Source organism: Hydrogenobaculum acidophilum, from assembly GCF_054656715.1.
In genome coordinates this window covers 1-1,817 of the sequence record NZ_BAAHXP010000037.1, presented here as the reverse complement: position 1 = coordinate 1,817, position 1,817 = coordinate 1, and the positions used below count along the sequence as shown (strand labels likewise).

1 protein-coding gene and 1 pseudogene are annotated in these 1,817 nt (G+C 32.4%); both read right to left on the bottom strand.

Annotated features, from left to right (window positions below; all coding sequences use genetic code 11):
- Positions 1-28 precede the first annotated feature (28 nt).
- Positions 29-1,081 (bottom strand): glycosyltransferase family 4 protein, encoded by a 1,053-nt coding sequence (locus ACYQZV_RS08985; RefSeq protein ID WP_459895277.1) that lies wholly within the window; start codon positions 1,079-1,081, stop codon positions 29-31.
- Between the two features lie 216 nt (positions 1,082-1,297).
- Positions 1,298-1,817: pseudogene (locus ACYQZV_RS08980) on the bottom strand (hypothetical protein); the annotation flags it as partial.

The window sequence follows — 1,817 nt, the reverse complement described above, 5'->3', positions numbered from 1 at the left end:
AATACTATAACATTTTATTTTTAAAATGTCAAGCATTTTTTAAAATATCTTGCCAAAGTATTTTTATATTGTTTTTATAAAAGAGTTTTGCTCTTTTAAGAGAGTATATGGCTTTTTCTTCGTATAGCGTTTTGTCTTCTTTTAATCTAAATATTAGCTCTTTCAACTCCTCTTTTGTGGCGTAAAAAAGCCCATCTTCACCAAGGACGTACTTTGTAATATCTGTTTTGTAAGCAATACATGGTATGCCCACAGACATAGCTTCTATAAGTGTAAGTCCAAAAGATTCGTATTTGGCTTTTGATGTAAAGACAAAAACACTTGAATGCTCTTTCATATAGGATATGGGGTCATCCAAAAAACCAAGGAAGTGTTGATGGCCAAAGAGATTTGGCTTTGATTCTTTTAGTTCTTTTGCAAATATAAGGTCTTGTCCATCTCCCAAAAAATCCACATCTATGTCTGTGCCTTTTAGAGCTTGAGAGAGTTCTTGCCAGTTCTTGTCTGGTTTTAAATTGCCCACCCATACAACCCGGAAATTTTCAGTGTAAGCTTTTGGTGCTTTTTCTATGTGCTCTATCCAATTTGGTATGACTTTTAGCTTTTCTTTTGGGATGTTTGATTTTGACAAAAAAGCATCTTTAAGAGGCTCTGATACGAAGACTATATGCTTGACATTTGGATTTTTGACAAAGTTAAGCCAGGCTTCTATCTCAGGCGGTGTACAAAAGCTAAAGTAATCTGCATGTACCCAAGCTATAGTGTTTGGATGTACATCAAGAGCAAGCTGATTGTTTATAATAAAAAAGTCATATTTTTTAATCTCATCTATATATTTGCCAAGCTCTTCAAATACTTTTTCTTGGGAATGGTAAAGGGATATAGTTTTTATACCCATTTCTTCTGCTTTTTCTAAAAAAAACCTTTGAGAGTTCATAACTGTGATATCAAAATCTTTTTTTAAAAGATTACAAAGCTTTAAAATCATCTTCTGCCCACCACCCATAAAAGGTGCGTTGTTGTGAGGGTCACTTGGAAACACATCCATTATCAATATGGATTTTTTGGATTTTTTCGCCATATTATTATTTTAGCATATTTAAGAGCATATTTTTGGCTTTATCGCAAAAAATAAGCCGTATAGTTAACTCAAAGGTTTTTCTTACTTTTTCTACTTTTTGGTTTTTTGGCTTTTAAGATAACATTTATAATGCTTAATGCTTAAAAATCCTATAGCCATCCTTATGGCTCTCACAACCCAAAAAACACCTATTACTAGTTTTATCTATTAAATCCCTTAAAATTTATCTAATATTTGCTTAAACTCTTTCAAAGAGTTTACTTTCAAAGTCTTCTTTCTCAAATCCCTCAATACTTCCAAGTCTTTTATATTATTTAGTCTATTCTCTATATCCGAAAGCTCTTCTGTGCCAAATCTAAGCTTCAAGATATCCAATATAGACATTCTAACTTCTATCATGCCTTCTTCCAACCCCTTTTCTAACCCTTTCTTAAAAAATGGGTCGTTTTCAATGATTTCTTCGGTTATAATCACTGGCATACTTACCTCCTCATAAAGCCTTACTTTTAATTTAGGATTTAGAGAATAGATTGTCAACGCTTCTTCTAAGTATAGCCTTTGCTCTTGTGTTGGTAAAAAGGGTAGTGTTTCTTTGAATTTGGTTAAAAAGTCTTTTATTTGTTCTTCTGTCCTTGCAATGAGCCCTGATATTAAGATATCTGTGGGGTTGTCGCTTTTTATAAGCTCTTTAAAAGGTAGTTCTTTTATATCTATAAGCTTGTAAGAGTAGCTTAGT